2 protein-coding genes are annotated in these 2,725 nt (G+C 62.6%); both read right to left on the bottom strand.

Features of this window, described 5'->3' with window-relative positions; all coding sequences use genetic code 11:
* On the bottom strand, positions 1-798 hold a 798-nt coding region (locus tag Q0K17_RS11100), incomplete at its 3' end, for a glycoside hydrolase family 95 protein (protein ID WP_294542972.1).
* Between the two features lie 28 nt (positions 799-826).
* The gene (locus Q0K17_RS11095) at positions 827-2,548 is read right to left on the bottom strand and encodes an ABC transporter ATP-binding protein (RefSeq protein WP_294542971.1); all 1,722 of its coding nucleotides are present in this window, start codon (positions 2,546-2,548) and stop codon (positions 827-829) included.
* Positions 2,549-2,725: the final 177 nt, after the last annotated feature.

Raw genomic sequence — 2,725 nt, 5'->3', positions numbered from 1 at the left:
CTCCCAGCCAAGTGTCTGCGCCTGTTCCACCATCCGCCGGCAGCCGTTTGCGGGGCTGAGTTCTCGGAAGGAACTGGCCCCTGCCACCAGCAGCACAACGCTGCGGGCATCCAGGACCTGCATGGTCTCCCCCAAAGCCTCCACCCGGCCGTCGGTTTCCGTCACCCGGACCATGGCACAGAACTTCAGGTCCTGTCCGCCGGAAAGCCAAAGGGTATTATTGCCTTCCCTGCCGCCGCGCTCATACCGCCAGCGGTCCCGGGTCAGCCGGATCTCCAGGGCGAGGCGCTTCTCCCCCTGTGCCGTCAGACGGACAGCCATGATCTGGTCCGGATAAGATACAAAGGTCTCCCGGGTATACCGGGTGCCGCCTACGGAAAAGGCCACACGCAGACGTCCTGTTTCCAGATCCAGTTCCCGGCGGTACTCCGACCAGGGCTGCCGTGCCCCCAGCCAGCTGATCCGCAGATCTGCCAGTGGCTGATAGCGGCGCTGCCCCTGCGGAACGGAAGTCAGGGCACGCCGGGCCAGGTCTTCTGCCTGAGCCACCTTTCCTTCCCGCAGAAGCTGCCGCACCCGTGGCAATGCTTCCGGGGCATCGGGATTCATCCGGTCCCGCTGTTCGCCGTTGGCCGTCTGGCGGCCCCCGTCCCAGACAGAGTCCTCATTGAGCTGCCAGCATTCCTCGTAGACGCCGCCAAACTGCATGCAGCCCAGCCGTCCGTTTCCGGCAGGAAGTGCCTGGTCCCACCGCCGGGCCGGGCGGTCGTACCACAGGATCTTGTTTGTATCGGACATACTGCTCTCCTTTCCCGCCCCGGCAGAGTTATTGCTGCAGGACTTTCAGCTGATAGAACCGCCCCTTGCGGGCCATCAGTTCTTCGTAGCTGCCCTGTTCGGCCACCCGGCCATCCTCCACCACCACAATGTGGTCGGCGCTGCGGATGGTGGACAGACGGTGGGCCACCATGAAGGTGGTGCAGCGTCCCATGAGCCGCTGCGTAGCCTGTGCCACCAGCTGCTCCGAGGCGGAATCCAGCGCACTGGTGGCTTCATCCAGAATCACGATCCGGGGATGGCGGATCAGGGCGCGGGCAATGGCGATGCGCTGGCGCTGCCCGCCCGAAAAGTTTCCGCCATGTTCAGACAAGCTGGCATCCAATCCGCCGGGAAGCCCTTCCACCAGGTCCCGCAGGCCGATCTGGTCGATGACGCGCCAGATTTCCTCGTCCGAAACACCCGGTGCGGCATAGGCAATGTTGTCCCGCAAGGTACCGGAGAACAGGATGGTGTTCTGAGGGACCACAGCCAGCTGACTGCGGTAGCTTTTCAGTTCCATCTCCGTCAAATCAATGCCGTCCACCGTGATCCGACCGGCATTCGGCTGGATGAACCCCATGAGCAGGCTGAGCAGGGTACTTTTTCCTGCACCGCTGGGCCCCACGATGGCCACGCTGCGCCCCGCCGGCACCCGCAGGGTAAAGTCCCTCAGGACCGGACCGGGAGCGTCGGGATAACGGTAGGCCACGCCCTCAAAGCAGACTTCCCCCCGCAGAGGTACGGGAGCAGGAATTTGTCCGTTGGGTTCCACCTCATCTGCTTGCATGATCTCATTGATGCTGGAGAGGGATTCCAGACCCCGGGCCAGTGTGGGGAAAAGATTGACCACCCCCGACACCGCCGTGACGATCTGACCGAAATAGTTCTGGTAGAGCACCACTTCACCGGCGCTGATGATCCCCCGGTAAGCCAGCGAACCCGTAAAGCCCAGGCAGATCATCTGGAAGAGCTGAAAAACCACCCAGCTGGTGGCTCCAAAAACCGAGTTGGTGGTATCCAGGCGGAATCCCGAATCCTTGACCCCGGCCAGCAGATGGTTCATCCGTTCTGCTTCCCGGTCAGCCAGGCCATAGGCCCGGGTAACGGGAACCATTTCCAGCATTTCCCCCACCGCGGCCTGGGTCTTTTCCATCTCCCGCCGGAAACTGCGGTTGGAGCGGCGGATGGGACGGCGGAAAGCCCCCACCGTACACCCCGCCACCGGCACCGCCAGCAGATACAGCCAGAGAATTCGCGGGTCATTGAAGGCAGTGACCACCACCGCCGCCGTAACGCTGGTGACCAGCGGCACCAGTGTGCCGAAGCAGGAACGGAGCATCTGCTCCACATTTTCCACGTCCCGCATGACCTTGGAGAGAAGCCGTCCCGACTGGGTACGGGTGTGGAACTGGACCGACAGATGCTGGAGCTTGTCCACCATGGCCCCCCGCAGTTCCATCTCGATACCGCGGGTCAGGCCGGAGTACGCCCGGGTATGCAGCCAGGCTGTAAGAACGTTCTGCGCCACAAAAAGGCAGCCCACCGTCAGGTTGATCCAGAATTCTCCCATGGTATGGTGTGCGGGATCGGTCACGATGTTGATGATATTGGCGGTGACCACCGGCGTCACGTAGGCGGGCGCATGCTTGATGACGAACCAGAGCACCGCCCAGAAAAGCTGTCCCCAATGGCCGTGGTAGAGCGCCGCGATCTGACGCAGCGAGCTCATGGACACAGGGCGTCTTCGATGTTCCCCGTCTTTCATCATAAATCACCCATTTCCAGCTGGTCAAGCCGGGCCGCACCGCCCACGGCATAGACGCCCAGCATCGTACCGGTGAAGCGCTTTCCGAAACCCACGCCTTCATCGGCCAGACATTCCGCCCGTTCCACCAGGGCAAGAAGA

The organism is uncultured Gemmiger sp., from assembly GCA_944388105.1.
In the GTDB taxonomy this organism is placed as follows: domain Bacteria; phylum Bacillota; class Clostridia; order Oscillospirales; family Ruminococcaceae; genus Gemmiger.
The sequence above is the reverse complement of the archived record's forward strand: the minus strand, read 5'-3'. Positions and strand labels throughout refer to the sequence as shown.

Bases quoted from the DNA above. Each gene is read 5' to 3' on its own strand.
- Q0K17_RS11095 (WP_294542971.1), bottom strand. From the start codon at position 2,548: ATGAGCTCGCTGCGTCAGATCGCGGCGCTCTACCACGGCCATTGGGGA.